Below are 26661 nucleotides of genomic sequence, written 5' to 3' on the forward strand. Positions count from 1 at the left end.
TAGTCAAGTTCCCTTGAGTTAATAGACAAGTCCACTGGAGTGAACCTGAGCGATGAGACGGAAAATCTATATTCCGGACCATTGAGGATGCAGGAGCAAGATCTGAGTTATTAAACTCAAACTAACCTAATTGATAAAGAATGTCATCTATTTGAACTTAGATTTTTCTTATTGGTTAACTTTTGGGGTCAGTGTTAACCGCTAAAACCTTTGATTTTCAAGGCTTCATAGCCTCCTGACGAGGCCAGCCATATCTCCGGAACAGTGGGTTCCCTTATAAATAATTCTTTTGAACAAGGAGAGTCAACGGAAGTATCAGGTATGAAGGATGAAATTACCCCTGGATTACCACTCCCTTCAACGGTCAGAGTTCTGATTCATTTGCAACTCAGCAAGCGCTTCGAGCTGTTTATCTAACCCTCGTAGCTGCTGATTCAGTGCTGGTAGCGTTTCTAGAGGGAGGGGACAACGGTAAGAGCGATCGCGAATTTCGTGTAGCTTTCGTTGTAGCTGTTGAGCCAGGTTCAGGGCATCCTCACCCAGTTTTTCTAATTGTTGGCGCTGGTAAAATTTCAAAGCCACTCCGCGCAATACCTGCAATGTGGCTTCTTCTCCGTGGGTACCGGGCATCACCCGTAATCGCAGCAGCAAACATTCTTGTTGATAACGTCGTTCAATTTCTACCTGCTTGGATTGCACCACAGGCAGCAACGGTAAGTTGAAGATACGCTTGAGTTCGATAATTAAGCCTTGAAACACCGTCAAGGCTAATCCTTCTAAGACAGACTGCAACACACCATCTTGACTCCAAAGGATACGACCTTGCTCGGATTGGCGTTCAAAGTAAAGCCGACCAATTCCACCGATGAGGACTCGACCCAACAACTCTTGTAATAATTGCGGAGGTGGTAATGTGGCAACATATTCGATCGAACGAGCTAGATGAATCGCTTTGACTTCCAGTGGCAAAACAGCCTCATCCGACGGTGACATTTTAGGTACCGATGTGACGGCGGTAGTCGGCGGGGTTTCCGGGGGTAAGTCGCTGGATAATTCTGACCTTGGAGTTGGGCTGGAACAGAAGGGAGTGTTGTCGAAAAGTGGCGGTGATGAGGGTGTTGAAGCGACTCCATTATCGCCGTGAGGACCCAGTATACTCTCAGAATGCTGAGAATCAGAATCGCTCTGAGTCAGGATTGGGGGTTGAGTCGTTTTCTCTTGATGCTCGGACACCTGCTGGCGGAGAGATTCAGAGCGATGGGTATGATTCAAGTAAGCCGACAAAAGTGACTGATGAGCCTCTGGAGTAATCGGTTCTGTTTTGAGCGAACAATTTAAGTAGGCAAGGATACGACGCACATAATCAAGGGCAGAAGAGTCTTGAGGCGCTACCATCGCTAGCCTCAGGTACTTCCCTTCGAGAGCAACGGGCAAAAATTGATAGTAGAGGCAAGCTTCAAACGGCAAAATACTATCAATCAGGCGAAACATTTGGTCAGTCTGAAAACCAGAAAGATCTGACGCCTGAGTCGAGGGCGTATCTGAAGAAGGACTTTTGAGTTGGCCTGGGTTGCTGGGTGAGGGCACCATAAAAATTTTTCCAACCTGAGTAGCGACTGATTGAGATGCCCCAAAAGCGCCAAAAATGAGAATTTTCAGTGAGGGTTTGGGTAGAAAAACCACCCTTTGGCCCTACTGAGCTTTCTTCTTGAGAGAGTTATGGGTAAATACTGAGGCTGAAGAGCTACCTGACCACTTACCCTTGGTTTAGGGAGCGCTTCGTAGAGCTTGAGCTGCCAAATAAAGTTTACTCCATTCCCCTATTACCTGGTTTACTTTCCAGTTTAAGTCTTTCGCGATCGCTTCTAACGATTTCCCGGCTTTCCGTTGTTCCAGTAACTGGCGCTGCTCTGGTGTTAAGTTTTCCAACAATTCTTGCCACTGCCTTGGCGTTAGCCCTAAGTTATGCTCTTGTAGAGATGATTCCAGCCAGTTAGCGACTAATTCCGGCTTCGCTTTAATGGAAAAAACCCGAATCGCATGGTAGCTAATTTTTTCCCGCAGCCGATAAATTTCCTTGACTGGCTTATTTAACGCTTTGGCGATCGCCTCTTGAGACTTACCCTGGAGGTAGAGCTGAAGCCATTGTCCTGCCTCTGGACCTAGGTTTTCTGTCAAGTAGGCTTCAAATTCTTGACGTACAGACTGCCGCAGCATCTGTTGCTCTTCCCAAGCTTGACCTTCTTGATATTGGGTGACAGCTTGGTTGTCCAACAGACTCACGGGTGAATCCGTATCTTCTGGGGTCACTTCTTCCGATACTAGCCGCACTTTGTCACCTTCGGGGATATGGGTCATACCCCCGCGCTGTGACCTTCTCAAGAAATTAACAAATCTATAAACCAGTAGCGGTTGATTCCGAATCGGACGTAGGCAATATTCCTCAATGCTGGTAAGCAATAAAGCGTCCCGAAGACGCAGGTCTTGCGTACACTCAGCAATCCAGGTAATTTGTTTTTGGATATAGCGATCGCTATTTAACAATTCTTGAATAACTTCTTGTAAAACATCGACCACCGCTCGTTGCCGATCGCGACTCAGGGACACCCAAGTGCGGATTTTATTGCGTAATGTAACCAACCCAGCTAATCGAGTTGTTAAATGGCGATAGGCTCGTTCCGGTTCTACGCCCAAGTAACGCTGACATAAAATCCGGTAGCGATAGTCCATCGCCTGTTTGGCAATCTCCAATTGGTTGGGCATTAGGGTGTCAAACCGCTCTGGGTTCTCCCCCAATAACCACCGTATGATGCTTTGGCGGGTCGTTGGGCTTTGATCGGGGTAATCGCTCAATAGACGCGATCGCCACTCTTGCTCCAGTTTTTCCGCCAACTTGGTCATGAGATTGCGCTCCTCAAACCCTCTCTCTAAAGTTTGCATGACAATCCTTTTTTACTGCACTCAAGTTGTTTGTGCGTCGGCTGCTCTTTATTGGAACATATCTACCTATAGGAAGAAGTGATCGCGCTTCTCGCCCCTAGCTCCATCCATCACATTGGCACCCTGATGAATAACACTGGCGAGTGAGACTCAGATCTTCTCTTTTAGTGACCCAGATCACAACAGGCAAACCGATGGCTCACAGGAGGTAATTGTTAAAGTTTGTAACCTCAAGAAAGCCTCCTACTATAGCTCTCACTAACACCGATAAATTTTATGCAACCTGAGAAAATTGAGTGGGATTTACAACGGTTGAAGGAGGAGCAACAACTAATTCTCAACCAGATAGACAATGCGCTCGCCTTAATTGACCCGTCACACCAGTTGATTTTATTTAATCAACAATTCACCCAACTATGGGGATTCTCTGCTGACTGGCTAAGCGAAAAACCTCTGTTTCAGGACGTATGCGATCGGATTGTGGCTCACGGCTACTGGTCTACTCCGCAATCGGAACAGCTTCAGTCTACATTACAAAAAACCACGGCTGAAAACGTCTCTTTTTCCCTAGAACAGGCCAATGGCATTCATCTGGAAATCAAAGTCACCGTCACCGCTACAGGCGGACACTTGTTGACGTTTCGGGATGTCACGGTTAAAGAGCAAGCCCGACGGGAAGCTATGCTCATGCAGATGAGTTTAAATGCCGAAATCAAGCGCTTAAGATTTTTGCAAGGACTAACTGAACGGCTGCAACCCGCCAGTGAGTTGCGGGAGATTGGTGAGTTTGCCCTGACTTACCTGGTGGAAACAACCAGTGCCGCTTTCGGGGATGTTAAGGTGATTATGGGTCAAGGGCGAGACGCTCTTGCCAATACTCTTACCCATCGGGTTTCGTCTGAGTTTATTGCCTGCTACGGCACACCAATCGTGAGCGAGATGGAAGCCGTACTGAAGCGAGGTATCCCCTACGGACAAGGCTTACTTTGGCAAGTTGTAGAAAGCGGTGCGCCTTTATTCGTTGAAGATTATTCCAATCACCCTCAAGCGGTTGACGCTTTTCGCCACCCAGGGATTGGTCAACTGGGCATTTTCCCGATTCCCAGTGGCACGGGCAAAATCATTGGTGTCCTGACTCTGGAATCTCGATCTCAACAAAAACTTCAGGAAGCTCCCCAACAAGATATCCTGTTAGCCGCTTGCCGTACTTTAGGTGTTGCCATTGAACGTGCCCAAGCTCAAGAACACCTGCGCCGAGCCAATGAGCATTTAGAACGAGCGTCTCGACTTAAATCAGAATTCCTCGCCTCCATGTCCCACGAACTGCGGACACCCCTCAACAGTATTTTGGGATTTTCGGATTTGTTGCAACGACAGAGAGTCGGTACCCTATCGTCTCGGCAACTGCTCCACGTTCAAGCCATTGAAAGAAGTGGTCAGCACCTGTTGCAACTGATTAACGATATTCTCGATTTATCGAAAATTGAAGCAGGTAAAGCTGACTTGGAATTGGCACCCGTTTTGATGCACGAGCTATGTAACCCCTGTCTGAAAATGATTCAGCCTCGTGCTGAGAAAAAACGACTCGCTGTATCACTGGAACTGGATTGCCGCCTCCAGGAGGTATTTTTGGATGAGCGTCGTGTCCGCCAAATGTTGATTAACCTCCTCTCCAATGCGATTAAGTTTACTCCGGAGGGAGGAACCATCAAGCTGGGGGGACGGCTTGCCTATGGGTGCCAGCTCAAGCAGGAATTTCGACCCGATCGCAGCCCGATTAATTGCAGTACTCCGTATTTGTGCTTAGAAGTTGCTGACAATGGCATTGGCATTGCCCAAGACAAGCTACACTTGTTATTTCGACCGTTCCAGCAGATCGATTCGTCCTTAGCACGGCGTCACGAAGGCACGGGTTTGGGACTTGCACTGACCAAGCGGCTAGCGGAACTACACGGGGGTACGGTTTCGGTAGAATCGCGAGAAAACCAGGGTAGTACATTTCGCGTCTGGCTACCGTTGACTGAAATGCGCTCTAATCAACAGGTGAACAGGAGAGGGAGTGAGGGCAAAACGTCTGCTGCTTCCTCGCTCAACCCTGCACACCCCCGAACAGATGCCAAACGCATCTTGGTAGTGGAAGATCAGCCGTTTAATCAGATGTTGCTGTCTGAAGCGCTGGAACTCGAAGGTTATGCCGTTGATTGGATACAGGAGGGTCAGATGATGCTGGAGAGGTTGTCGTCTGCATGGGTCACACCTGAGTCTCTACCCCATCTGATTTTAATGGATATCCAACTGCCGGGGGTTGATGGATTTGAGTTGATTCGTCAATTGAAAGCTCATCCCCTGTGGCAGAATGTGCCAGTGATTGCGGTTACGGCAATGGCGATGGCAGGCGATCGCGAGCGCTGCCTCAGCGCGGGTGCTGATGACTACTTGAGCAAGCCTTTGGACTTGGAAAAACTCATTAATACAGTTCGCTCTTTTGTTGAGGCTGAGATTTTAGATTCAGAGCCCCTAGATTGAACATAGCAAAGGGAACACAAGAGGTGATACCGAGTGGCGTTCAAAGATAGTAGAGCCGTTGGATGGGGAGATAGGGAGATGAGAGAAAAAAATTACTACATTTGACTGCAATGGTGTCTGAGATTGTCATCCTTGTGTTGACATATTGGCGGTCAAAATTCTATAGAGGTCTTACGTATCAAATAGCAATTGGAAGTTATAAATTGAGCCGGAGGAGAGAGAGCCGAAATGAATCCATTCAACCCCTGTTCTAAGTACATGGGAATAGCCCTGGTGGTAGATGGGAATCGCTCAGCTTGTATGGTTCAATGAAATAAATAAATATTTACATTTTGCTCATAATTTGAGTGAATTAGTTATTCACAACACGGGTTCTGACGGGTAGATATATTAGTATCAGGGTGATGCAGTAATGAAAAATTAGGTCTCACCACCCGTCAAAATCGCTAGATTAGACCAAAAGAGGTTCACGGTAATATTTAAGCTGTCGTTGAAAAAACTAAGACAGCAAGATATAGAAAATTCAGGGGGATCTAGACGAACGAGCGAGAAGTGTGAAATGTGAAGAATGAAGTTATGAAGTGTGAAAACTTTATTCTTCATTTTTGATTGTTCAGCTTTTATCGTGCTATTTGATTGTTTTTAATATTTTGTCCGGCTATGCCAAACCCTACGGTTCATATCCTGTTAGTCGATGATGACCCGACTAATTTACTTCTGCTAGAGGAGCTATTAATCAGTGAAGGGTATACGCCTATTTTAGCGACCTCAGGAATTGAAGCGTTAGAAATAGCCGCTCAATCAATTCCTGACTTGATTCTGTTGGATGTGATGATGCCGGAAATGGACGGGTTTGAAATCTGTCGTCGATTACGGGAAGATGTAAGATTCCAAACAGTACCTGTAATTTTTTTGACGGCGTTAAATGATGAACAGTCCAGGTTGCGGGGATTGTCAATGATGGGCGATGACTATCTCACAAAGCCCATTAACAGCCAATTAGTGTTAACCAAGATTTCTAGTCTTTTGCGATTAAATGAGTTGCGATCGCAGCAAATACAATCAGAAGTTAGCCAACAAATAAAAGAAGAATCTCGGCAGCAAATTGCCGCCGCTTGGGAGATTAACGACTACATTTCCGAAAAATTTAGGCTGTTCGTACCCGAACAATATCTTAACCGCATTGCTCCCAAAGGAGTCGAGTCCATTCAGTTAGGAAATGCTAGAGAAGAGGAAATTACTGTTTTATTTTGCGATATTAGGGGATTTACTGCGATTGTAGAATCCCAATACATCCGAGAAACATTTGAGTGGCTGAATGCGTTTTTTTCCCAAATGAGTCAGGGCATAACTGCTCATTATGGCTTTGTTGATAAATTCTTGGGAGATGCTATTTTAGCGGTCTTTGATCGCGTTGAAGACCACGCCCAAGATTCGTTGAATGCGGCGGTAGCGCTCCTGCAAAATCTGGATGAGTTTAATAAATCTCGCGCCCAATATAACCTGCAAAAGCCGATTAAGGTAGGCATAGGTATTCACACTGGCTTAGGCTTGATTGGCACGATTGGCTCTGATCATCGCATGGATTCGACGGTCATTGGTGATGTCGTGAACACAGCGGCGCGCCTGGAGGAATTAACCAAGGTTTACGGCTGTTCAATCCTGGCGAGTGATACAACGATCGCACATGCCAAGGCCAGCTTTACAAACCCTGAGAGCGAAATTCAAAACAACGACAGATTCTCTTCTTACCTTCCACCAACGCCTTATCAAAGCCGCTGGGTTGACCGTGTAACGCCACGCGGGAAAAGTGTGGTTCTTGAACTTTACGAAATTTTTGGGACGCTGACTCATGGGTTGGATCAGGCAAAATTAAACTCTTTATCCTGTTACAACTCTGGCATTCAAGCATGGCATAAAGAGGAGTATGCCCGTGCTTTAGAATATTTTCAGCAGGTGGTAGACCAAAATTTCGATGACTCCGTTGCGAAACTTTACGTGGAACGCTGTCAGGCAAGGATGGGCTTAACGCCTCAACACAGTTATTAATTATTATTTATTGATGATTGATTATTCAGGCAAAAACTACAACTAGCGATAGGGAAAAGATGAACTCATAGATCTAACTCCTGGAAGAGGTCGCTTAGTATCTGGATTTTGCATACTAAAAGTACAAGGTAGATCGGTCAAAAGAACTGTACTTCGACAAGCCTAAGGAGAAATAAAAGTACGACCTTAGCCGCTTTTGGTTCTTTCCAGTTTATCTACTTCATCCATTGTTTAAAATTAGTTGATACAGGAGTCTAAAATGAGCATTGAGAATCGTGTAGAAGCTACGGCTAAGAATATTGAAGGCAAAATTCAAGAAGCAGCTAGTGAACTGACTGGCGATCCAAAAGACAAAGCGGAAGGTCAAGCCAAGCAAGACCAAGCTCAGGCAATGCATCTGAGAGAAGACCTTAAAGACAAAGCCAAAGAAGTCATTGACCAAGCCTAGGTTTTCAGAAAGAGGGAGAGATTAACGGTGCATAATTAGGAAAAAAATATTTTTTTAACCATCGTTTTTTTCTGATTAATGGATATGTTAATAGTTCTCTTCAAAGTGAACCCTAGGGAATATCATCGGTAGGGGCAGGACATTGTCGTGCCCTTCGTTAAGGGTTTACTCGCTAACCGATTGGGTCGTTGATTTTGGTGACCGATGGGCAGGATTCATCCAACGTTCTAAGAAGCTGAAAAATCGGGAAGAAAGTAAAGTTAGAGCTAAGTAAATTAGAGCCACGGCGGCATAGATTTCAAAGGCACGATAGTTATTGGCTATCGTTAGCCTGCCTTCTTGCAAGAGTTCTTGAAAACCAATCACTGATACCAAACTCGTGTCTTTCAGCAGGGTGATAAACTCGTTTCCTAAAGGGGGTAACATCCGTCGCAAGGCTTGGGGAAAGATGACATGGCGCATGGTTTGTACGGCCCCCAGTCCCAATGATTGTGCCGCTTCAGATTGCCCGATTTCTATGGATTGGATACCCGCCCGAACAATCTCCGCCAGATAGGCAGCACTATTGAGTGTTAGCGCCATCACCGCCGCACTCAAACGACTCATACTAAATGCGATACCTACCCCTTGAAGTAAGGCCGGTATGCCAAAGTAAATCATCAGAATCTGCACCAGTAAAGGTGTCCCCCGGAAGAAGTCAATATAAGCGATAGTGGCCCAACGCAGAGGCTTAATGGGTGAGAGGCGGATAATACCCAGGAGTGAACCAGCAATCATTCCCAAGAAGACGGAGAAGGCGGTTAATTGAAGAGTGACTAGTGCTCCTTTTAACAAGTTGGGCAGGGCATTTACAATAACGCTGGACGCTGGAATGGAGGGAGTTGAGCCACCAACGTTAACGGTTTCTGGCAGTTGTGGGGGTGTGGTGTTAAACCATTTCTGATAGATTTTCTGGTAGGTGCCATCGTTCAGGATAGTGGTCAGACCCTGGTTGATAACCGCCAGATGACGAGAATTTTTTGAGGTGGCAATGCCATAGTATTCTTCGGTTAGTAGTTGCTCAACAACTTTGAGTCCTTTGAGGTTATTGCTTTTGAGGGCATAGAGGGTCACTGGAGCATCATTCAGGACGGCTTCTACATTCCCATTGAGCAATTCCTGAAGGGCCAGAGGTGCGGAATCAAAAGTACGAATTTGGGCACCCGGAACTTTTTGCGCCTCTTGCGCTCCCGTAGTGCCGATTTGTACGGCTATTTTCTTGTTTTTCAGGCTATCGAGAGAGGTAATATCTGGGTTGTCCGCTTTGACTGCGATCGCTAATCCGGCTTTAAAATAAGGTCGCGAGAAGGATATGGTTTGGCTACGTTCTTCATTAATGGTAATGGAGCTAATTGCCGCATCCACCGTATTGGCTTGCAAAGCGGGGATAATCCCATCAAACGGCAAACTCTGAAATTCGACATTGAAGCCCCCTGCTTGTCCCACCGCCTTCATCAAGTCAATATCAAAACCCTCTAATCCCCCATCTTTTGCCTGGGATTCAAAAGGAGGAAAAGCGGGTTCTGTCGCCACCTTGAGTGTTTCTTGGGCATAGATAGAAGTGGCAGTGAAAACGACAATGCACAAAATGAGCAAAGAACTTAAGCCGAAAATTAGACTCTGACGCAAACGACGAGACGGAATGAATCTGTGCATTGATGTTATTTTCCTTTTTTCGTCCCACACCAACCGTTAATCACAACGTTGAATAGTGCTAACTTCGCTGGTGAATCAGTCTTAAAAATTACTGTGCAGTGTCTTTAAGGTGGTTAATTGTAAGGATAATCACAAATGGCAGCAAGCTCGCTAAGATGAAATTTTAGTTAATACCCACCAAAATCAAAATACGGAACTCAGTGATGCAGGATTCCACCCCAGCCATTGTGTTTGAGAACATCGAGAAAAGCTTTGGTTCTCTCAAAGTTTTACAAGGGATTAGCGGCTCAATCCAACGGGGGGAAGTTCTTGCCGTTATTGGTTCTTCTGGTTGTGGCAAGAGTACGTTGCTACGTTGCTTTAACCGTTTAGAGAAAATTAATAAAGGGCGTTTGGTGGTTAACGAAATCGATTTATCCCACCCCAATCTCAGCCAGAAGCATTTGCGGCGTCTCCGGACTCAGGTAGGGATGGTTTTTCAGCAGTTTAACCTGTTTCCCCATCTGAGTGTGCTGGAAAACTTGATGTTAGCTCCACGTCAGGTGTTGGGTAAGTCTCGTCAGGAAGCTGATGAACAGGCGCGATTTTATCTCCAAAAAGTGGGTTTAGCCGAGAAGGCAGACGTTTATCCAGAACAGTTGTCGGGTGGACAGAAGCAACGGGTAGCGATCGCACGTAGCTTATGTATGAACCCCCAGATTATGCTATTCGATGAACCCACCAGTGCTCTCGACCCGGAACTGGTGGGAGAGGTGCTGCAAGTCATGCAGCAATTAGCCCAAGAAGGAATGACAATGGTGGTAGTTACTCACGAAATGCAGTTTGCCCGTGAGGTGGCGCATCGGGTAATCTTTATGGAGCGAGGTCGCGTGGCAGAAGAAGGAACGGCGCGAGAGGTGCTCACTCAGCCAAAAAGCGATCGCTTACGCGCTTTCTTAAACCGGATGAGCTTTGTAGCTTCCTAGAAAGGCGAATTAAAATTGAGTCAGTCAGCAGGACATCTATCGCCCTTTAACATATCTATACACTTAAAGAGAAGATACTTTAAGGGTGTTCCATCCTATGACACAGACTATTTCTATGAGACGGATTACCAGCTATCAAGCTCTATGGAGACCTTTAGAGAATAAAGGGCACTTTTGGTTCACCTATTTTGATGGTGATAGAGAACGGACACAGGACTTAGACGCCGACAGCTTCAGAACGGTGATGAAAGTTCTCGACACCGATAAGCCCGTTTTCGGCGATCACACCACGGCGGCTGTTGCTGTTCATTCACAGCCGACTGACCTCAAAATAGGAGCTTGGGCTTAATCTAGGCGCAGCTTAGGGTTATTGGCTTTTCCCAACAACGGTAACCTCCTAGAACTTGCAGTTCCGTTTCTTTAGCCAGAAAATAGTTTAAGAGACGTGCTTGGGGTGTTGCACAATCCAGGATGATGTCTATCGGTAATACAAGCATCAGGGCATTCAATCATCTCTGTTGTGTGTGACACCCTTTTTTTCGGTTAGCAGGCAATCAGGCTGTTATTTTTTAACACCCTGCTGACGCCTCAGCTTATAACAATCAGAATCTTGGCTAACAACTTACGTTGTGGACAGCGGCTTAAGCTGAACTTTGACTCCTAGTGTATGACTCCTATTGTATGACTTGTATTACATAAATTATACACATTCTACACTATTCTATAAGGCTTGACCTTACCCTAAATACCCGCAATTTTCATCAAATCTTGAAAAATTTCTGGGGAGGTGAGACTGTCTGCGTAAAATCTGATTAGGGAATAAGAATGGGTGAGGCACACCATTAAAACACGTCGGAAAAAACAGGTGCTGGCAAAGCTGACTCCGTCACTTAAATAATCTTTAATATTTCACAAGATTTCTTCATGAAATCTAAACATAAGTCTACACTGAGAAAGAAGAGACTAGAGGGGTATGCAAGGAAGCCGCCAATGGAAATGAAACGCATTACTAGCTATCAAGCTTTGTGGAGACCCCAAGATAACAAGGGACACTTTTGGTTCACTTATTTTGATGGCGAAAGAGAGCGCACCATTGATTTAGATGCAGAAAGTTTCAAGATTCTCTTAGAGATTCTCAATACCGATAAGCCGATATTCGGTGATCATACAACCGCTTCTGTTGCCGTTCATTCCGAACCCACCGAGGTTAAGGTGGGTGCATGGGCTTAGCTCAACTTTCTTCCCTCAGGCCGTAGCTCTGGGAGGTATCCCTCTTCCCCAAAAGATAGAAATCAACGCGACAAAAATGTAGCTTTTGTAACCAAAGAAGCTTCTTACAAGTCGTTATGCAGAGGCTGCACAAGCCAAAGACGATTTAGCAGGGAACTTCGAGCATCAACAAGCTAAATCGTCTTTTGGGGTGTTAAACGCGGCTCTTCACTACTTACCGTGAGGTAAATGCTGGTTTCTAGCAGCGATTAACTTAAATACAGATGCAATTCCCAATGTTTCGGGAGAACCACAACATGATTGAACGAGTTTGGATGAATTCGACAGAAATATAACCTTGCTAGTAGGAAGCTTATTTCGCGACGAACTGATGTCAACTTGATCATGTGTGACTTTTTCTTCAAGTAATACTTGTGTATAACTTGTATTACCTATTTGTATCTTATTGCAATTCCCTGACATCAGCAACAAAGTTAATGCAACTTTATTAAACCTGGAATAGGTGGGAGTAGAGGCTTGAGGTAGTTTGTGGCCTGTTGCCAGTCTCTTTTAACCGGAAGAGCGAGTTGACGGTAGTCTAGGGGAGTGGCGTAACGGGCGTGTTTGCTCTCTTCTCGGCACGCCGACACTAACCCGATTCCGATAGCAACTATGATCCCGAACTCTCCCCTCTCAGATTCACCTAGAACGGAAGAGATGACAACGGCTTTACCCCCATCGCGGTTTTATACCTGGCAGGATTATCGCTGTGCCTACGAATTCTATTCCCCTAGCCAGCCAACGGCTGACTCTGGCATTCCTCTGGTATTGCTCCATCCGATTGGGGTTGGGCTATCACGCTACTTTTGGCATCGCTTCTGCCGGGAATGGCGTCAAACAGGTCATCACAATCCGATTTATAACCCCGATTTGCTCGGATGTGGCGAGAGTGAGATGCCTCGTGCTGCTTATATTCCGTCTGATTGGGCGCTTCAGTTGCAATACTTTTTGCAGACGGTTGTGCAAAAACCGGTGATTTTGCTGGTGCAAGGTGCCGAATTACCTGTGGCGCTTGCCCTGATCCAACGACAAACAGAGCCGAATTATATTCAGGGAGTCGTGCTATCTGGCCCTCCGGCTTGGTCATTAATCACGACAGAGACTCCCGCTTGGCAACACAAACTCGCTTGGAACATCCTAGATTCTCCCGTGGGGAATGCTTTTTATCGCTATGCCCGTCGTCGTCAATTTTTGCGCTCATTTTCAGAGCGTCAGTTATTTGCTGAATCATCTCAGATCGATGCTTTATGGTTAGATACCCTGGAGAATGGTGCGGTGAATCCCGATAGCCGCTATGCCGTTTTTTCCTTCCTTGCAGGGTTTTGGCGGGAGGATTATCAGGATGCGATCGCTTCTATTGCTCAACCAACTTTAGTCGTGGTGGGAAATCAAGCATCGAGCATCAGTCGAGAGGGGAAAGCGGAAACACCAGAGGAACGCATGGCGGAGTACGTCAAGCATCTACCCCAAGGTCAGGCACGTAAAATCTTGGGTCGGAATGTTTTGCCCTATGAGTCAACGACAGAATTTGTTTCCGTTGTCGCTGAGTTTGTCAATCAGTTACAGCGATAATTAACAATAAAACATAGTACTCATTAAACCCGGATAAATATGTCAGACCCATTCTCACCTGAAGTGAGTGATCGTATCTGCAAGCATATGAATGAAGACCATGCTGATGCAGTCGCTCTTTACGCTCGAATCTTTGGCAATTCCCCCGATACAGAAGGGGCACAAATGCTCTCAATTGATGCTCAAGGGATGAATTTAGTAGCACAAGTCAAGAGTGAATGTATACCCTTACGTATTGAGTTCGACCATATTCTCAAAGATTCTGAAGATGCCCATCACACTTTAATTGATATGGTGAAACAAGCGAGAACACGGGTAAAATAAAGCTGCCAATCGATTAGCCATTTGGAGTTCCCAGGTGTAAGAAAACGTTTATTTAATAACGTTTTAGAGAAGAGGCGAATGGAAATGCTTTTATAGGAAGAGGGTATTGTTGTGTCCCTACTTTAGTTTTTAATCAACTCTAATAAGGTGACTTCCCAGACTAATCGCGGCTGAACGTAGCTAAGGAGGTATTTTCGAGCTTGTTCTAGTTGTTGGATCATGACCGGTTGATGTTGGGACTGCCAGTAACAGTGCTGTAGATAATTCACTAACCACAGTTGAGCTTCTGTATCTAGGGTTTGGGCAATTGTCTTGGCGAGTTCTAGTGCATGGCGGGTTGATTTGGGTCGCTTTTTGACGGCTTCTAGCAAGGGTTCGGGGATCGATTGGAGTTGGGAGAAGGATGCGATCGCGTCCCCTGGACTGCCTTGAGCGATCGCCAAAATGGATGACTCACTGAGAATCGCCTCATGTCCCGTCCGCCGCAACACTTCTTCCATCTGCGACTGCGCCAGTCGATAAAACGGAATCCGCTGACATCGAGAAACGAGCGTTGGCAACAACGACTCCGTGCTGGGTGCAATCAAAATCAATGTGCCTTGTCCCGGTTCTTCCAGCGTCTTGAGCAAGCCATTGGCGGCGGCCTCTGCCATGGTTTCTGCCTGATCGATTACTACGATCTTTCGCGAGGCTTCCAGAGTCGAACGACTGAGAAACTGGGCTATTTCTCGGATTTGTTCCAGACGAATCTGGGGCGGTGCCTTGCGCTGAAGACCTTTTTCGGCGGCTTCCTGACGCGACAAGCGAATACCGTTATGGAGATAAGTCGGCTCCACCCAAAACACATCAGGATGGTTGCCTTGGCGCAGGCGTTTTTGTACTAATGGTTGCTTTTCAGGGGGGAGGGCTTGACAAAACAAGAGTTCTATGAATGAATTGGCTGCCATACTCCGTCCCACGCCAGGAGGGCCAGCAAACAGATAAGCAGGAGCAATGCGGTTCGTGGCGATCGCTCCCTGCAATAATGCGATCGCTTGATCTTGCCCTAAGAGGGTGGAGAAAGCCTCTGAGATGACGGGTTGATGATGAATCATTGGCTCACAGAGTTGAAGGCTGTTCGCGTAGCGTTCCCCGCAGGGGTAGGTCGAAGTTTAGAGGCACAACGTTTAAGTTACCAACCTTTAAACCATTACCCATTACCCATTACCCATTACCCATTCTCTCAATCGTTGACGTAAAATCTCTTGAATCGCCAAATGCACCTCGTCCTCACTTCGACTCGCATCAATCCTGACAATTCGTTGGGGATAGGATGCGGCTAATTGGGCAAATCCCTGCTGTACCCGCTGGTGAAAGGCTAAGTCGGCTTGCTCCATGCGGTCGGCGCTGCCCCGCAGTCGAGCTCGTTTTAACCCAATTTCGGCGTCAATATCCAGCCAGAGGGTCAAGTCACTTTCCAATCCGCCGGTTGCAATTTGGTTCAGTTGCTCGATTAAGGTTAGGTCAAGACCGCGTCCGTAACCTTGGTAAGCGACCGTAGAATCCGTGTAGCGATCGCACAAAATAATCGCGCCTAATTTTAATTGAGGATTGAGCAATTCCTCAACATGTTGAGCACGGTCTGCGGCGTACATCAACAATTCTGCCCGGTCTTCAATCGATTGCCCTGTAGGGTTCGTCCCTGCATCTAATAATAATTGACGTAGCTCTAAACCCAATGGTGTTCCACCCGGTTCTCTGGTGACGACAATCGGTGTAATTCTTTCACCCTCTCCAAAACGTTCTGCTAAACCAATTGCTTCCAACCATTGTGAACATCTTTGGAGTTGGGTTGTTTTGCCACTCCCCTCCACTCCCTCAAATACAATTAACTTCCCACGCATCACTCAATCCGGGCTTACCCCTGCTGTGTTATAACGACTGAGTCTTTTTTTACCTTTGTTTAAGGTTTCCCCAGCCTCATGACACTTGTAGGATACAATTTTTTGATTCTTTTGATCCGGATGAACCCTTAAGATGCTGGTAGCTGATCATAGTGGAGCATCGGTTTTTCATTTGACACTCCTATCATGAGCTTTTACATAGGTTCGATATGATAAGAAGGTCTAGCTATCTGACGCCCAGGGTTATATATGGCTCGCTACACTTGTTCGTTTACTGTTGCAATTTCCTTCGAGTACCTCCAGTCATCACTGATTGAGTTGCTGCAATCGTGCAATTTCGACATTATTTATGACACTGGAGACTACATCATGGCACGGGAATTTCCTGGTCGTGTCTCTTTTGCTAAGTTGGTAACGGTGGAAGTGTTGATTGACAAATCAACCGCAACCTCCCAAGAAGTGCGGATGAATTTTGTGATCAAAAACGAAGAGTTACCTCTCCAAGTTGATAATCACTGCCACCAAATGTTCAATATGGTGCAAGAAGCTGTGGCGGAAAATCGCTATTGGCAACTCGTGGAAACTATTGCCGGATAATTCCTAACTGTTTTGTCAACCTATCAACGGTCTACTTACTCCCAAGAACTTATTTCTTCTGGGTCCCCAATCATCATGCCCGGACTAATCAGGGTGATGTCAAACTCATCGGGTGGCCCAGTCGGATTGGGATCGTTTCTTTTAAGTAAGTAATATCTGGCACTCACCTGCGGCCCGAAAACGACTTCATCCTCATCTTGGAGATCGTGGGCGGGAAGTTTGCGACCATTAATTAACAGTCCATTGGCACTTGGCTTACCTTTGAGATTGCCATCGACAATCCGGTAATAGGGGCTACCATCCTCTTGTTGTCTTCGGACTAAAGTCGCGTGTTGGCGCGAGACAAATTGGGAGAAGAGGCGGATATCACACTTGGGATCTCTGCCGATGGAATAGACTGCCTCTTCCAAGGGGAATTCTTTGCGTCCCTTGTCGTCTTCAATAATCAATAAATGGTGGTGTTGTTGTTGTCCAGCCATTGAAAAATTGTGATAAAGAGTGCAGTGGGTTGTGGGAAAGCTGTGGCTTACTCCCAGTGACACATCTCTCAACCCGCTATCCTTGACTTGTGGAAGATGAGGATTGCAGGCTCTGAATGTGGCATTCCATCAATCATCATAAGCACTCATGGCACTGAGCGGAAAAATGCCACTGTTAAAACTTTCCTAGATGGCGAAGAGGGTAAAAATGATGAGGTTGCTCTGACTCGTGCCAGGTTTTGAGAATTGTCAATTTTCTATTGTCGCATAATAAGCTACAGCTCCTCATCAATAGTCAAAGGCGATGGCTAACGGAGTCCTCCGTTTGACTTGCCCTTGAAGGCGCGACGCAGTAAGAGTGAGTTCGTCACCACACTCACCGAGCTAAACGCCATGAAAGCACCAGCCGCCGCAGGACTCAGGGCAATTCCCAATCCTGGGAGAAACACACCACAGGCCGCCGGTATTCCCAGGGCATTGTAGCCAAACGCCCAAAATAAATTTTGCCGAATCTTGTTGAAGGTTGTCCGTGCCAACTCAATGGACTCCACCACATCCAGTAAACGAACATCTTGAGGACGGGTGGCACTGACACGCATTAAAATAATCCCTGCTGTTTCCCTCGCCACATCCGTGCCGACATGTAAGGAAATGCCAACATCGGCTTGAGCTAAAGCGGGGCCATCATTAATGCCATCTCCCACCATGGCGACACGACGTCCCTCGGATTGGAGCGTTTGAATCGCAGCCGCTTTACCATTCGGACGAACCCCAGCCAGCACATGATCAGGGTGGATTGAGAGTTGTTGCGCGATCGCGGTTGCCGAGTCAAGTTGGTCGCCCGTCATTAACATCACGCGGAATCCCAGTGATTTAAGGCGTTCTACGGTTTCTTTGGCATCAGGTCTAAGAACATCACGGGCAGCGAGTACTCCAGCTAGAACACCATCAACGGCGACGTAAACCACCGTTTTACCCGCATCTGCCAAGACTCGAACCTGGTGATCAACCGTGTCACTCATCTTAATGCCTTGCTGAGCTAACCAGTCGGCATTCCCCAGCCATACCCGTCGATTTTCCACCATTGCCGATATCCCTAAACCGGGTTCGGTGTAAAAATCTTGAGCCTCTAACAGCGGTAGTTCTTGCTGGTGGGCTGTCGTGCGAATGGCTGATGCGAGGGGATGAGAGGTGCCCGTTTCGGCAGCAGCAGCCCATTGCAGTAGCTTTGTGGCTGACGATGGAGTCAGCAGGGTGTCCCCGTGACCGTTACTATGGCATTCGTTACCCTCAAACAACCCCGATTCAATCCATGGCAGGCAATCCGTCACTGTGGGTTGACCCGTGGTGAGGGTGCCTGTTTTATCAAAAACAACAGTATCTAGCTGATGGGCACGCTCTAAAATGTCGCCGCCTTTGATTAAAATGCCCCGTTCTGCGCCCAGCGTCGTCCCGACTAAAATCGCGGTTGGTGTCGCCAGTCCTAAGGCACAGGGACAAGCAATCACTAAAACGGCGATCGCTAGTTTCAAACTCAACAGCAAAGGAGAGGTCGATGTCGGTTGAGCCATTCCGTGTCCCATCATGTCCGCCATTGGGGATAAGACATGAGGCCAGATTTTTGTGCCAGCAAGGTACCAAAAGAGGAAGGTTAGGGATGCGATCGCCAACACGCCATAGGTAAAATATCCGGCTACTGTATCGGCGAGTTTCTGTACTGGTGCCTTACGAGTTTGAGCTTCTTCAACGAGGGCGACAATCTGGGCTAACGTGGTTTCTTCACCCGTGCGAGTGGCCTTCAGTGCGATCGCACCGGACTGGTTCAAGGTACCCGCCGTTATGGGGTCTCCGGGTTGCTTCAAGACTGGGATCGGTTCCCCTGTCAGCATCGACTCATCCACCAAAGACTGACCCGTCATCACCTCACCGTCTACAGGTACCTTTTCCCCAGGCAACACCCGTAACCACTCTCCCACCCGGACTTGCTCGACGGGAATTTCGATTCCTAGTTGTTCAATTTCTCCCTTACCCTTGCTAGGGGAGGTAGCGGTTGATGTGGATTTGCCGATTAAACGCGCTACCTTGGGCTGGAGTGCCAACAATGACTCAAACGCCGAGGCGGCACGTCGTCTTGCGCGTTGCTCTAAGGTACGACCCAAGAGGATAAAGCCTAACATCATCACTGGTTCGTCGAAGAAGCAATCCCATCCCAGTTGGGGAAAGAATAAGGCGACACAACTTGCCGTGTAAGCGGTGAGTGCCCCCAACCCTACTAATGTGTTCATGTTCGGGGCTTGATGCCATAAACCCTTCCAGCCATCGATGATAATGGGACGCCCTGGCCCTAGTAACGCCAGAGTTGCCAGTCCCCAGTGGAACCAGATATTACTCAACACCGGCAGCATCGGCGCATCCATCCAATGACCGATATGCCCGATGAGGGAGAGGAAGATTAGGACGGTGGCGATCGCTAATCGACGAACTTGCTCTCTAGCTTCTTGTTGGTGTCTCTCGGCAGGGGTTCGGGTATCCTCTGTTGCAGGCATCTTGCCTGCTTGAGCGCGGGGTTGAGAGGGAAAACCTTTAGCTGTTAACTGTTGTGCGATTGAGGTTGGATCAACGGTACCCGTTTCGCATTCGACAACTGCCACCTCAGTAACCAAATTGACGCGGGCGGAAACAACGCCGGGATGCTGGCTCAGTTGACGTTCCACAATACTGACACAGCCTGCACATCTCATGCCTGTAACGTCCAGAGCGATCGTCTCTACCGATGACGTTGGTGTTGTTGGGGCAATATCTGGGGTAACTTGCATACAAAAGTCAACAACTTTGATAATTCTTAATGCTGCTCGGCGCTTAATCGCAAGGTACGCCTCTATGTGTGAGCCTATGCGAAACACCGCCCAGTTTAATCTATCGTAGAGCTCCTAAGAAAATAGCAGGAGGCAGGGGAAGATTTATCGTTTCAACTTAACCCCTCGAATTGAGGGGTACATCCGAGGGATTGAAGGCGTAAGAGATGCGATCGCGTTTTCTGTTGTGTGCGATCGCCTACGGCACCAGCAAAGCTGATCGCACTCCCTTGAAAGCTCTACTCAAACAATGCAGCAGGGGAGATGTGGAAGAAAGCAGCCAGTTCTTTTATGTGACTAGCTGTGAGTTCTCGTTTTCCATTGAGGATATCTAAAACAATAGATTCAGATTGGCAGATGGAGGTTAAATCTTTTGGCTGAAGATTGGATTCCTCTAGCAAGGCTTTGAGGAGTTCAACACCCTTTATAACAGGCATTGGCTCGTTTTTGTCTTCATAATCATAGACGAGAGTGCCAAGTACCTTAAGGTAGTCGCGATCGTCTTGCGTGAGCTTGCCCTTATCCAAAATAGAATTAATCTGATTCTGGGTAGCGACTAACTCAGCATCATTGGTAATTGGACGTGGGGTAAAAGAGGTGTACCTCCGTTGTATTTTAGGGAAAGTACCTGTAAGCATCTTTCCTATGGAGGACTCTAACAAAAATGACTGTATCCTCATTTACTGTAATACCAATTCTGTAGTCTCCGACTCGGATACGATAATAAGCACCGTCTCCTTTGAGTTTCTTGATATTCGTTACCTCACTTAAATTTTCGGCAGTTTCCACTTCTTCAATGACTGCCGTAATTCTTTGCAGTAATGTGACATCCCGAATACTGCCTAAATCTTTCTCAAAGCTTTTTCTAAACTCTACGTTCATTCTTGACGTTCCAGAAGCTTAAAAATTGCATCGCGGCTGACTGGCTCAGTATTTTCACCTTCTTTGATAGCGTTCTCTAGGGCTATTTCTTCTATGACTTCTGCCAATAAATCAGAAAATAATTCTTTTTGCTCTTGAAATACCTCAATGATGGCTAGTTTCAGCAGTTCTTTGAGTTTGGTTTCATCTAGGATAATTTCAGTCATATCTCCTCTCTGTTTGTTATTCGGCATAATTCTAACGCAGGATTGGGGTTAACTTCCCAAGACCATTCGATGAATCCACTCGACAATATCTTCAAGGCGATCGCTAATCTTACTCCTCTAATCAATGGTCGTCCAATATCCAAGCTTGATAGAAGTCTAGGTAGGTCATGTTTTGGGCGCAGTGCAATAGAACTTTATAGCAGCATTTGAAACGATAGAACTTATTTTCGTAGCCTGCGAAAGGCTGTCCGTGGGTTGGACTTTCAAGGAACTGTTCTGTAGTTAGGCAGTTCTTTAAGTCTTTAACCGTTTCTCTTAATCGGTGGTTTGGCAGAATATTTACCAACCTTAAAGCAGCATCCATCATAGTGGCTCGATGCAGCCTATAGTGAAGTAGCTCAATCAGAACATTAATATCATCATTAATAGCTTTCAAGTTGTCAGCCGGAATTTCTTCTATTTCTATACTTAAATCCGCATTTTGATTTGGAAAATTATCACCAATAAAGTCGTCTTCCCAAAGCTCATCTGGGTTATAGCCATCCAAAAGTGCGTAGGCTAAAGTAATAGCTTCCTTTTTCATTACACTAGGATCATCATCCAAATCATCCTTACTCGACTCTTCCAGCTTATCTAGGTAGTTATATACTCTTACGCAGTCAGTCTCTGACAGTGCTGCCATAGCTGCCTGTCCAATAGGATTGTCCTCAGAATAACCCAGGCTCCACTCAACAATCTGTGCAACAATATCATCACTCTGGGTGCAACTCCTAAACTCTGCAATACAAGCGGCTGCTAGAAAATAGGCATGAAAGGAGTAGAATCCCATACACTCATCCTCAAACTCTACAAGCGCCCTGATAAATTTCTCCTTGTGCTTCTCAAACTCGCTGTCTCCTTCTCGCCCCAGCCATAACAAAATCACCTCTTTCCATTGCGGTTCAAAAATGCGGTATGCATAATCTGGCTCATTGTGTTTCAGCAAATGATTGGTATTTTTATTATTATGGCTTGGTAAATTTGTCCAAGTTCCTATTTGCTGTGCTGCGAAACAATCGAAATATTGAGGGCTAAAAAGAGTTCCAAGTAATTTGTAATTAGGAAACAGTTTAGAGTTATTGTTCTTGTGGTTGAGGAAAAAATGCCAATCATCGATCACACACGCCGCAAAATATTCCTGAAACGTGAGATGGAAGAAAGCGTAGACATCTTCACCCGTCTCAGCATCCTTGTAAACCCAATTCAGCCAACCGACATCACGCGCTACCTGAAAAAGAGATTTACCCATTATCTTGTGAACAAATTTCTTCCGTAGCGGCAACTTCTTATCAATAGCTTCGAGTGCCAACTTCGATAAGGCTTCGTGCAACTCCTCCTGCTTATCCAAATCATCAGTAAGCTGTGGGTGTTGTTTCCACCGATAGAAATACTCTATATATTGCTGGTAAAGTGTGGCTTTCGTCTTGGGCAAATCTCCCCGACGGCAATACCAAATTCCACACAACATCGCCAACCGCAAAGGATTTATAATCAAATCCCGGATGCGATCATTCCTAGCGTCATCTAACTTAGTCTCTAATTGTTCCCCTAATTCTGGCTTACCTTCCTGGGTAAACCACTGTTGAATGAAATCACCCACCTGCTCATCATCAAAATGCAGAGTGCGATATGTCTCAAAATTTAGTAGTGCATTGGGGTGAGCTTCCCAAACATTTGAGCGACAGGTTAGCACCACTCGCGCCAAATCTCCCCATCCTTCTAGCTGGGTAGCAATTGCCTGTAGAGGTGATTCATCTGCCCTCATCTCATCCACCCCATCCAACAGCAGCCACACCTTGCCACTCTTGAACAATTCCTCTAGCTTCTTTTGTGCTGAGGTAATGCCTACATCACACTGAGAAATCAGCAGCGCATTCTTTAGCCAAGTCTGGAATAGGTATTCTTCCAGGGTTTTCCCTCCCAGACTTGCCAGAGAAATGCAGATGGGAAAGCCTTTGTTTGAATTATCGACATGGAGAGCAATCTGCTCTAACCATGTACTTTTTCCAGCCCCAGGTTCACCAACAATCGTGAAATTTTTCTCTTTCCCTTCGATTACCTGTTCCAGAAACTCATCATATTGATACTCCTGCTCAATTTCTTTTTCGGTTAGCTGATATTGCAACATTCCTCGATCTGCCGAGGGTTGAAACTCATCACCCCGTCGAGGCTGTTCCTTCGGTTTCACCAATCCCAGCTTCACATAGACATTTTTCGCCTCATGCCCCAAATGTCTGCCAGTGATTGATCGCCTGAAGTTTTGCTTTTCTCGCTGCTGTGCTAAGACTTTGCCGCAAACTTCGCGCCAGTTGATACCCTCAGCCGTCTCTTCTGGTGGGTTCCAGTCTTGTGGATCGACTACCTCAGTGATGTCTAAATCTAAGGCTTGGACAATTGCGATCGCATAATTCCTATCCTTAGCTTCGCCACGAAAAAACCGTTGGACTGTTTTTTCATCTACCTCGGCTGCTGTAGCAACGTCAAAATAAGTCCAAGGCTTGCCTTTATTGTTGCGTCTAGAAGCCTTCGCCTGTAGAAGTTTTTGGCGTCCTGCTTCAGTAGCCCGAACACCACGGGGTTTGCGCGTTTGACTCATTACAGTTTGTTCTTGGGTAAGGGCACGGCATTGCCGTGCCCCTACGAGGTTCATTCATAGCCACAGTCTAGCTAGTCTCACCCAGCATTCGGGAGGACAGAAAAGGGAACTTAATTAGTGTCCTCAACTGGTCTGGAGGTAGACCGATCTAAAAATTTAGTCTTGTCTCATCGGCAGCCGATACCGCAAACAGATGAGGATTAAATGATGGACAACCAACCAAGAACACTCGTAAAACTAGAGCAACCCAACCAACCCATTCAGCTAGTCACTCCTCCACAACCTCACATCGAAAATCCCGCTACTTGGATGCGAACAGGGAACAGCCAAGCCGAGATTATCTTGGCAGTAGCCGTCTTGATTAGCTCAATTTCTGGGCTACTCCAAGTTCTGATACCTGTCATGTTACGACAGCCGCACAAGAAGACTAAGTAAATCTTGATTTCCCCTCTCCTATAAGGAGAGGGGTTAGGGGTGAGGTTAGAGCGATGTGAAGGACTTCTCCTACTTCTGCAACTTAACCCCTCGAATTGAATAATCCAACAACTCCATCGGATGCATCAGAGTAACTTCCTTCCCTTTCAACCGCAAATGCTTCTGAATTTGCAACGAACAACCCGGATTAGCAGAAGCAATTAATTCCGCCCCAGTATTGAGCAAATTCTCTACTTTTTGCTGTCCCAAATCATCCGCCACCTCTGGTTGCAGCATATTGTAAACCCCAGCACTACCACAGCACAAAGCTGCATCTATCGGTTCCCGCAATTTTACATTCGGAATTTGACGCAAAAGTTGCCGAGGTTGGACGCTAATTTTCTGCCCATGTAACAAGTGACAAGCATCTTGATAAACCATCGTCAGTGGTTCATCTGTAAGCGGTGAAAGTTTCGTGGTTAGCCCCACTTGTGCCAAAAATTCTTGAGCATCTTTTACCTTAGCTGCAAATGCTTTTGCCTTTTCCCGATACTCTAAGTCATCTTCTAAAATATGCTCATATTCCTTCAGCGTATGACCACAACCAGCCGCATTGATAATGATGTAATCAACATCCGTCCCGGCAAAACTATCAATCATCTGTCGTGCCAATGCTTGAGCTTGTTCGCGTTGCCCTTGGTGTTCCGGCAAAGCAGCACAACACCCTTGCGTTTTCGGAATCACCACTTCACAACCATTAGCCGTTAAAACCCGCACAGTTGCCTCATTCACCGGTGAGAAAAACAAGCGTTGTACGCACCCCAAAATCACCCCCACTCGGTAACGTTTCTTACCTTGAGCCGGAATAACATCAGGGAAATTGTCTCGGAAAGAATCCAGCGTAATTTGCGGCAAAATTGCATCCATTGCCGCCAAACGAGGGAATACTTTCTTCAACAAACCCGTAGAACGAACAAGTTTCTGCAATCCTAATTTCTGATAGACATAAAGAAACAGTAGAAAGGGGCGTAGGCGTCCGGGGTAGGGAAATAGATTAAAAATCAGAGTTCTGATCAATCGGTCGGGTAAACTACGCGGATAGTTTCGTTCAACCTGAGGCCGAGTCGCCGCAATTAACTTATCGTATTGGACACCAGAAGGACAAGTCGTTACACAAGCCAGACACCCAAGGCAAGAATCAAAATGTTGCGCTGTAGCCTCACCCAGAGATGCCTCACCATTCTTGATCGCATCCATCAAATAAATCCGACCTCTAGGAGAATCCATCTCCTTGCCAATCACCCGATAACTCGGACAAGTCGATAAACAAAACCCACAGTGAACACAAGTATCTATTAATTTCTGTTCAGGAGGATGTTGAGCATCAAAACCACTCACTGATTCTGGTATTGACTCAATTGATTGAGTGACACCCTCTGGTAAAGTTTGCATATTCTCTCTCTTTCTAATCTCTTAATTCCGTGTTCTCCGTGCCTGGAGTGGTTTGTCTCTTAAATCCCCGCCACAAACCGATCAGGACTCAAAATATTTTTCGGGTCAAACTGTTGCTTAATTTGGCGCATAACATTCAGCGCATTGCCTTTGTAACCCCAAACATCTAGCTGCTGCTTCAACGAAATCGGTGCCTCCAAAACCGTCAGAAAACCCCCTTGAGACTCACAGTATTGTCGTAGTTCCACAATAATTTGAGGCGTCACCGTTCCTGGATCAAGACGTAATCGCCCCAACCCACTCCCATGAATTAACCCCAATCCCGTTGAGGATGTTAGCGCATCCAGCTTTGTCAAAGTCGTAACAGCCGCTGTTGGTAATACCCCTATTTTGCAAGTAATCGCAGGCTCCTGTGAGGCTTTCCAAATTTTTTCTGATAATGATTGCCATAGAGTTACCTCCTCAGCCTCCGTATACACAGTGCCTTGTAACCCTAAATTTTGCCCCACCTCAAGCAACCGGGATGATTGCTCCTGCACACTTTCCCTCACACTTTGGAAACGTACCATTAAGCCTATGCCTTGACTTAAACCCAGTTGCTTGACAAGCACAGAAGATAGCAAATCAGCGGCGGTGGGCGTCAAAGCAGAAGCTAAAAGGGTTTTTGTCACAGCAGCAATGGCTTGGGCTTCACCTGTTAACACCAGAGTCCCTGACGCTTCGGGAATTGGATATACACGAAAAGTGATTTTTGTCAATATTCCCAACGTGCCATAGGAGCCTGTAAACAGCTTCATCAAGTCATAACCCGCCACATTCTTCACCACCCGACCTCCAGCTTTAGCGAGTTGCCCATCACTGCGGACAAAGGAAATCCCCAGCAACATATCCCGAACCCCGCCATACCGATGACGCCAAGAACCACTATCTGCGGTGGCAATAATTCCACCGAGGGTAGCCTGTTGAGAATAGGCAGGGTCGAGGGGAAGAAATTGATTCTCTTGGCGAAGCAGGTTTTGCAAGTCAGCCAGTTTAACACCCGCTTCTACCGTAACCGTTAAATCACCCACCGCATGTTCAATGACCCGGTTCAGGCGTTCAGTACTGATCACGAGGTCAACATCTTTACCCACCCCACCCCAGCCTAATTTACTACCACTCCCGCAGGGAAGGAGGCTCCAATCGTTGTGATCAGCGCAAGTTATAACACTTTTCAGTTGTTCGACTGTATGGGGAAAAACCATACAACTGGGGATATTCTGTAGTGTGTTGGCTCGATTTATTCGTTCTTGCCACCCATCAGGCAAGTGTTCCCAGTCAAAAATGCTAGACTCCCCAACAAGTGGTTCAAGTTTGTGGGCGATGGACGCGGCTGCGTCCCCCTTGGCGATCGCGTTCATGTTTCTGATTAATCCTGATCTAGGCCGTCACTCTCAGCGTTCCAATCTCATTTTGGTCACCTTTTTGTCG

23 protein-coding genes are annotated in these 26661 nt (G+C 46.5%); 10 read left to right on the top strand and 13 right to left on the bottom strand.

The genetic code is table 11. The features are described from left to right. Nucleotides 1-357 precede the first annotated feature (357 nt). Together NDI48_29730 and NDI48_29735 are read right to left on the bottom strand one after the other, a co-directional pair. Complete coding sequence (locus tag NDI48_29730) at nt 358-1590, bottom strand: hypothetical protein (GenBank protein ID MEP0835346.1); 1233 nt, start codon at nt 1588-1590, stop codon at nt 358-360. A gap of 177 nt (nt 1591-1767) precedes the next feature. Beyond that, nucleotides 1768-2940 carry a HetZ-related protein 2 gene (locus NDI48_29735; protein ID MEP0835347.1) on the bottom strand — a complete coding sequence of 391 codons (1173 nt, stop codon included), beginning with the start codon at nt 2938-2940 and terminating at the stop codon, nt 1768-1770. 276 nt (nt 2941-3216) lie between these two features. Between NDI48_29735 and NDI48_29740 the strand changes: the two genes are divergently transcribed. The 3 genes from NDI48_29740 to NDI48_29750 all read left to right on the top strand — a co-directional run bounded on the left by NDI48_29740 (nt 3217) and on the right by NDI48_29750 (nt 7963). Next, nucleotides 3217-5466 (top strand): ATP-binding protein, encoded by a 2250-nt coding sequence (locus NDI48_29740; protein ID MEP0835348.1) that lies wholly within the window; start codon nt 3217-3219, stop codon nt 5464-5466. A gap of 660 nt (nt 5467-6126) precedes the next feature. Continuing rightward, the gene (locus NDI48_29745; protein MEP0835349.1) at nt 6127-7515 is read left to right on the top strand and encodes a response regulator; all 1389 of its coding nucleotides are present in this window, start codon (nt 6127-6129) and stop codon (nt 7513-7515) included. A 259-nt stretch (nt 7516-7774) separates the two neighbouring features. Then, on the top strand, nt 7775-7963 hold the full coding sequence (locus NDI48_29750; GenBank protein ID MEP0835350.1) for a CsbD family protein: 189 nt from the start codon (nt 7775-7777) through the stop codon (nt 7961-7963). 165 nt (nt 7964-8128) lie between these two features. On the opposite strand, the gene NDI48_29755 is transcribed toward NDI48_29750, so the two are convergent. Further along, the gene (locus NDI48_29755) at nt 8129-9658 is read right to left on the bottom strand and encodes an ABC transporter permease subunit (GenBank protein MEP0835351.1); all 1530 of its coding nucleotides are present in this window, start codon (nt 9656-9658) and stop codon (nt 8129-8131) included. Nucleotides 9659-9861: 203 nt separating this feature from the next. Here NDI48_29755 and NDI48_29760 point away from each other — a divergent pair, with 203 nt between their 5' ends. The 5 genes from NDI48_29760 to NDI48_29780 all read left to right on the top strand — a co-directional run bounded on the left by NDI48_29760 (nt 9862) and on the right by NDI48_29780 (nt 13788). Beyond that, complete coding sequence (locus NDI48_29760) at nt 9862-10623, top strand: amino acid ABC transporter ATP-binding protein (GenBank protein MEP0835352.1); 762 nt, start codon at nt 9862-9864, stop codon at nt 10621-10623. Nucleotides 10624-10720: 97 nt separating this feature from the next. Further along, entirely contained in the window at nt 10721-10972 is a 252-nt protein-coding gene (locus NDI48_29765) for a hypothetical protein (protein MEP0835353.1), read from the top strand. Nucleotides 10973-11613: 641 nt separating this feature from the next. Next, the gene (locus NDI48_29770) at nt 11614-11853 is read left to right on the top strand and encodes a hypothetical protein (GenBank protein ID MEP0835354.1); all 240 of its coding nucleotides are present in this window, start codon (nt 11614-11616) and stop codon (nt 11851-11853) included. A 696-nt stretch (nt 11854-12549) separates the two neighbouring features. Next, complete coding sequence (locus tag NDI48_29775) at nt 12550-13464, top strand: alpha/beta hydrolase (GenBank protein MEP0835355.1); 915 nt, start codon at nt 12550-12552, stop codon at nt 13462-13464. Between the two features lie 39 nt (nt 13465-13503). Further along, nucleotides 13504-13788, top strand: a complete 285-nt coding sequence (locus tag NDI48_29780) for a DUF2470 domain-containing protein (GenBank protein ID MEP0835356.1) — start codon at nt 13504-13506, stop codon at nt 13786-13788. A gap of 122 nt (nt 13789-13910) precedes the next feature. On the opposite strand, the gene holB is transcribed toward NDI48_29780, so the two are convergent. After that, the gene (gene holB / locus NDI48_29785; GenBank protein ID MEP0835357.1) at nt 13911-14882 is read right to left on the bottom strand and encodes a DNA polymerase III subunit delta'; all 972 of its coding nucleotides are present in this window, start codon (nt 14880-14882) and stop codon (nt 13911-13913) included. Between the two features lie 102 nt (nt 14883-14984). Continuing rightward, nucleotides 14985-15671 carry a dTMP kinase gene (tmk, locus tag NDI48_29790; GenBank protein MEP0835358.1) on the bottom strand — a complete coding sequence of 229 codons (687 nt, stop codon included), beginning with the start codon at nt 15669-15671 and terminating at the stop codon, nt 14985-14987. A gap of 249 nt (nt 15672-15920) precedes the next feature. Here tmk and NDI48_29795 point away from each other — a divergent pair, with 249 nt between their 5' ends. Next, nucleotides 15921-16268 (top strand): hypothetical protein, encoded by a 348-nt coding sequence (locus tag NDI48_29795; GenBank protein MEP0835359.1) that lies wholly within the window; start codon nt 15921-15923, stop codon nt 16266-16268. A 35-nt stretch (nt 16269-16303) separates the two neighbouring features. Here NDI48_29795 and NDI48_29800 read toward each other — a convergent pair whose 3' ends face one another. From NDI48_29800 to NDI48_29825, 6 genes are all read right to left on the bottom strand, one after another. Then, the gene (locus NDI48_29800) at nt 16304-16747 is read right to left on the bottom strand and encodes an FHA domain-containing protein (GenBank protein MEP0835360.1); all 444 of its coding nucleotides are present in this window, start codon (nt 16745-16747) and stop codon (nt 16304-16306) included. 308 nt (nt 16748-17055) lie between these two features. Beyond that, nucleotides 17056-19563, bottom strand: coding sequence for a heavy metal translocating P-type ATPase (locus tag NDI48_29805; protein MEP0835361.1), 2508 nt, complete (start codon nt 19561-19563; stop codon nt 17056-17058). A gap of 278 nt (nt 19564-19841) precedes the next feature. After that, nucleotides 19842-20240 (bottom strand): transcriptional regulator, encoded by a 399-nt coding sequence (locus tag NDI48_29810; GenBank protein MEP0835362.1) that lies wholly within the window; start codon nt 20238-20240, stop codon nt 19842-19844. Continuing rightward, complete coding sequence (locus NDI48_29815; GenBank protein MEP0835363.1) at nt 20218-20484, bottom strand: type II toxin-antitoxin system RelE/ParE family toxin; 267 nt, start codon at nt 20482-20484, stop codon at nt 20218-20220. The genes NDI48_29810 and NDI48_29815 overlap by 23 nt, the downstream gene beginning before the upstream one ends. After that, the gene (locus NDI48_29820) at nt 20481-20690 is read right to left on the bottom strand and encodes a hypothetical protein (GenBank protein MEP0835364.1); all 210 of its coding nucleotides are present in this window, start codon (nt 20688-20690) and stop codon (nt 20481-20483) included. The genes NDI48_29815 and NDI48_29820 overlap by 4 nt, the downstream gene beginning before the upstream one ends. A gap of 121 nt (nt 20691-20811) precedes the next feature. Next, entirely contained in the window at nt 20812-23325 is a 2514-nt protein-coding gene (locus NDI48_29825) for an NACHT domain-containing protein (protein ID MEP0835365.1), read from the bottom strand. Between the two features lie 204 nt (nt 23326-23529). On the opposite strand from NDI48_29825, the gene NDI48_29830 reads away from it, so the two are divergent. Continuing rightward, a complete protein-coding gene (locus NDI48_29830) occupies nt 23530-23760 on the top strand; it encodes a hypothetical protein (protein ID MEP0835366.1) in 231 nt (76 codons plus the stop codon). 69 nt (nt 23761-23829) lie between these two features. On the opposite strand, the gene NDI48_29835 is transcribed toward NDI48_29830, so the two are convergent. Together NDI48_29835 and NDI48_29840 are read right to left on the bottom strand one after the other, a co-directional pair. After that, nucleotides 23830-25191 carry a (Fe-S)-binding protein gene (locus NDI48_29835; protein ID MEP0835367.1) on the bottom strand — a complete coding sequence of 454 codons (1362 nt, stop codon included), beginning with the start codon at nt 25189-25191 and terminating at the stop codon, nt 23830-23832. Nucleotides 25192-25250: 59 nt separating this feature from the next. Next, on the bottom strand, nt 25251-26591 hold the full coding sequence (locus NDI48_29840) for an FAD-binding oxidoreductase (protein ID MEP0835368.1): 1341 nt from the start codon (nt 26589-26591) through the stop codon (nt 25251-25253). Nucleotides 26592-26661 lie beyond the last annotated feature (70 nt).

It is taken from the genome of Microcoleus sp. AS-A8 (assembly GCA_039962225.1).
In the GTDB taxonomy this organism is placed as follows: Bacteria; Cyanobacteriota; Cyanobacteriia; order Cyanobacteriales; family Coleofasciculaceae; genus Allocoleopsis.

What these genes read in the sequence shown, in the direction of transcription:
- NDI48_29730 (MEP0835346.1), bottom strand. Translation starts at nt 1,590, where the DNA reads ATGGTGCCCTCACCCAGCAACCCAGGCCAACTCAAAAGTCCTTCTTCA.
- NDI48_29735 (MEP0835347.1), bottom strand. Translation starts at nt 2,940, where the DNA reads ATGCAAACTTTAGAGAGAGGGTTTGAGGAGCGCAATCTCATGACCAAG.
- NDI48_29740 (MEP0835348.1), top strand. Translation starts at nt 3,217, where the DNA reads ATGCAACCTGAGAAAATTGAGTGGGATTTACAACGGTTGAAGGAGGAG.
- NDI48_29745 (MEP0835349.1), top strand. Translation starts at nt 6,127, where the DNA reads ATGCCAAACCCTACGGTTCATATCCTGTTAGTCGATGATGACCCGACT.
- NDI48_29750 (MEP0835350.1), top strand. Translation starts at nt 7,775, where the DNA reads ATGAGCATTGAGAATCGTGTAGAAGCTACGGCTAAGAATATTGAAGGC.
- NDI48_29755 (MEP0835351.1), bottom strand. Translation starts at nt 9,658, where the DNA reads ATGCACAGATTCATTCCGTCTCGTCGTTTGCGTCAGAGTCTAATTTTC.
- NDI48_29760 (MEP0835352.1), top strand. Translation starts at nt 9,862, where the DNA reads ATGCAGGATTCCACCCCAGCCATTGTGTTTGAGAACATCGAGAAAAGC.
- NDI48_29765 (MEP0835353.1), top strand. Translation starts at nt 10,721, where the DNA reads ATGACACAGACTATTTCTATGAGACGGATTACCAGCTATCAAGCTCTA.
- NDI48_29770 (MEP0835354.1), top strand. Translation starts at nt 11,614, where the DNA reads ATGGAAATGAAACGCATTACTAGCTATCAAGCTTTGTGGAGACCCCAA.
- NDI48_29775 (MEP0835355.1), top strand. Translation starts at nt 12,550, where the DNA reads ATGACAACGGCTTTACCCCCATCGCGGTTTTATACCTGGCAGGATTAT.
- NDI48_29780 (MEP0835356.1), top strand. Translation starts at nt 13,504, where the DNA reads ATGTCAGACCCATTCTCACCTGAAGTGAGTGATCGTATCTGCAAGCAT.
- holB (MEP0835357.1), bottom strand. Translation starts at nt 14,882, where the DNA reads ATGATTCATCATCAACCCGTCATCTCAGAGGCTTTCTCCACCCTCTTA.
- tmk (MEP0835358.1), bottom strand. Translation starts at nt 15,671, where the DNA reads ATGCGTGGGAAGTTAATTGTATTTGAGGGAGTGGAGGGGAGTGGCAAA.
- NDI48_29795 (MEP0835359.1), top strand. Translation starts at nt 15,921, where the DNA reads ATGGCTCGCTACACTTGTTCGTTTACTGTTGCAATTTCCTTCGAGTAC.
- NDI48_29800 (MEP0835360.1), bottom strand. Translation starts at nt 16,747, where the DNA reads ATGGCTGGACAACAACAACACCACCATTTATTGATTATTGAAGACGAC.
- NDI48_29805 (MEP0835361.1), bottom strand. Translation starts at nt 19,563, where the DNA reads ATGCAAGTTACCCCAGATATTGCCCCAACAACACCAACGTCATCGGTA.
- NDI48_29810 (MEP0835362.1), bottom strand. Translation starts at nt 20,240, where the DNA reads ATGCTTACAGGTACTTTCCCTAAAATACAACGGAGGTACACCTCTTTT.
- NDI48_29815 (MEP0835363.1), bottom strand. Translation starts at nt 20,484, where the DNA reads ATGAACGTAGAGTTTAGAAAAAGCTTTGAGAAAGATTTAGGCAGTATT.
- NDI48_29820 (MEP0835364.1), bottom strand. Translation starts at nt 20,690, where the DNA reads ATGACTGAAATTATCCTAGATGAAACCAAACTCAAAGAACTGCTGAAA.
- NDI48_29825 (MEP0835365.1), bottom strand. Translation starts at nt 23,325, where the DNA reads ATGAGTCAAACGCGCAAACCCCGTGGTGTTCGGGCTACTGAAGCAGGA.
- NDI48_29830 (MEP0835366.1), top strand. Translation starts at nt 23,530, where the DNA reads ATGATGGACAACCAACCAAGAACACTCGTAAAACTAGAGCAACCCAAC.
- NDI48_29835 (MEP0835367.1), bottom strand. Translation starts at nt 25,191, where the DNA reads ATGCAAACTTTACCAGAGGGTGTCACTCAATCAATTGAGTCAATACCA.
- NDI48_29840 (MEP0835368.1), bottom strand. Translation starts at nt 26,591, where the DNA reads ATGAACGCGATCGCCAAGGGGGACGCAGCCGCGTCCATCGCCCACAAA.